The sequence below is a fragment of the Blautia sp. HCP3S3_D9 genome (assembly GCF_052063845.1).
GTDB lineage: Bacteria > Bacillota > Clostridia > Lachnospirales > Lachnospiraceae > Blautia_A.
Window position 1 is genome coordinate 1 of the sequence record NZ_JBQHWS010000231.1, and the last position, 2,744, is coordinate 2,744.

The 2,744-nt window shown below is 44.4% G+C and carries 1 protein-coding gene; it reads right to left on the bottom strand.

All coding sequences use genetic code 11. The annotated features are described in order from the left end of the window. Positions 1 to 150: 150 nt before the first annotated feature. On the bottom strand, positions 151 to 2,037 hold the full coding sequence (gene ltrA / locus ACTNES_RS20375) for a group II intron reverse transcriptase/maturase (protein WP_441040522.1): 1,887 nt from the start codon (positions 2,035 to 2,037) through the stop codon (positions 151 to 153). Positions 2,038 to 2,744 lie beyond the last annotated feature (707 nt).

The window sequence follows — 2,744 nt, forward strand, 5'->3', positions numbered from 1 at the left end:
CCGATAGCGATAGGTAATCCTTTGAAGTTATCTCCGGATTTTCCCCCGCTCCACACCGTGCATGCGACTTTCACCGCACACGGCGCTCCATCGAATTCAGCCGTCCAGGGCTTTTAAACACAACTTACACACTTCGTTACAGCATTAAATTCAAAGAATAATAGGTGGCATTTCTGCCATAGTACGAAGTTTGTTAAGCTTTTCTATTTGTTTATTGTCAAGATTTAAGGATTTCAGGTACTTCTCAATCGTAGGTTCTGAAGAAGCATGGATAAGGATATGAACCGCTTTGCTGACAAGAATAAGATTTGCGTATTCATCCGAACCGCCATTGCTTACCGGTACTTTATGGTGGCAGTGAATATCGTGGGAATTCATCGGAATTCCTGTCACTGCACATTTACCATACTGTGCCGCATACAAAGAAATACGGTTATCCGCATATTCAATGGTTCTGCCTTTTACAGGATTTCTCATCAGCCATAACATTGTCGCTGTGTCGATTGCAAGATTCTTATGAATCTGTTCCCGACCTTTGACCGTATATTTATTGATGGATTTCCTTTTATGCTGGGCATTCTTTGACTGGACATATCCCAGTGGAACCACCGGACGTCCATGAAGGAACCTCATCTGTCTGCTTGCTCCATACTTTTCTTTAATAAACCCATTTCTGAGTTGTCCCTTTTTGGATAAGTCGCCTTTCAGTCTGTTTCTGAGCTGTTTGTTGATACTGAAGGCAAGTCTGCTGAAGTCATGAGATACTTCTGTAGAAATACAATAGTATTCATGAAGTCCGGCAACTACAGAGTTGTATTTCTGAAGCTGCATGAACTGAGCATTATCATCTGACGAATGAGCCAGTTTCTTTACTTCTTCCGAGACTTTTTCATGAGCCTTTTTGTATGCTTTATCGCTCATATGAGACCGAACTACATATTTCTTACCCTTTTTACGGACTTTCAGTTTGAACCCGAGAAAATCAGAATACTGTCTTTTGAGATTAACTACTTTGGATTTGTCAGGGCTGATTTCCAGCCCCAGCCTGTCCTTTAGCCATAACTCTGTTGCCTTGTATGCTCTGACAGCATCCTCATGTGTTGCGCAGAAAATTTTAAAATCATCTGCGTACCGAACTGCATGCATCTCTTTTAGTCTGCTCCGGCGCAGAGCCCTGTAGGCGTGGCTCTTAATCTCTGTTCCCTGCGCATTGCTCCTTGTTTTGAATTTTGTCTTTGTTGGCATCTGCTCCCACTGGGAAGCAATCCACCAATCCAGTTCATTCAATACGATGTTTGCAAGCAATGGCGACAAAATACCGCCTTGCGGGGTACCCCGTGCGGGATATGTTTTCTCTCCATTTGGCAGAACAACAGGTGCTTTCAGCATCTCTTTTATAATGCATAACAGCTTTTTGTCCCGGATTCCCAATGCCCATATCTGACGAATCAGCTTTGTATGGCTGATATTATCAAAGAAGCCTTTAATATCGAGGTCAACCACATGGTACAGATGCTGTACCTGTATCAGCCTCATGCATTGCGCAATAGCAGTCTCAGCGGAACGGTTCGGGCGGAACCCGTTGGAGTTCTCACTGAATTTTGCTTCACATATCGGCTCCATGACCTGCAAAATACATTGCTGTACGATCCGATCTACGATAGTTGGAATTCCCAGAGGTCTGGTCTTTCCATTGGGCTTTGGTATATCCACTCGCCTTACGGGTCGTGGATGATAATTACTGAATTGTTTCCGTATGAGACGGACGTATTCTTCCTCGCTTAACTTTGCAAGGTCGGCTATCGTCCTTTTATCCACTCCCGAAGTATCACTTCCTGTATTCTTCTTTATCGTTCTGTATGCAAGCTTGATATTTTCTTCACTCTCGATGATTTCCATCAGATGGTTGAAGGTTTTATCTTTCTTACTTTCTGCATACAGCCTGTCAAAAGTACCTTCCATGTCGTAATACTCTGAGTTGCGGATTTTTCTCTGTTTACTTTTCCTTTCTTGCTGCCCCGAAGTCAACACAGGCATCCTCTCCCTTCGGTTTGGATTTTCTTTGTCATACTCGAAGCTGTGTTTGTTGTGTTTTCATTTTCTTTGCTGAATTCGACTTGTGGCTATCCCTCCACCGCTTACTTATTCACGGCTTCACAGGTACTGTGCCACTACTCTCACTGGAATAAAGAATGGTTATTGCCCTCTCGCGAAGGTATTCCCATCCACCACATCATTGGCTTGCAACCGCCTCCGTGTTCCCAGCTTTCCACGTTCCGATATTCCTATCATTGGATATCTTTAGGTTCTTCCTCTAAGCCTGTATCTGGTCATGCATAACCGCACCGCCTGTAACGATGCATGGACTTTCATAACAACCAATTTTACTCGCCCACAGATACCACCATGAAAGGTGTACTGCCTTTCGACAGCATCAACGTTTAGACTCGTACATTCAGAATTTCGTCAGTATTTTCATACATTCTCACCATGGATATCCGACCCCCGGCATATAGGCAACACCATCCACCTCTGGACAGCTTTCGTGTCTGGTCTGAAAACCAGTCTTACGGTTGCTCTCTGCCGACTTCACCGAGCTCTATAAACTTTTGGAGAGAGCCGTTGCATGCTCCCCGCCATTCGGAGTATTAGGGTGGCGCTTCGGGACGTTACCCCCTCATTTCACCCATCGGAATATCAGTTCTCCAAAGTTTCGGGCTACAATTGCCCTTCGACTTTGTGCG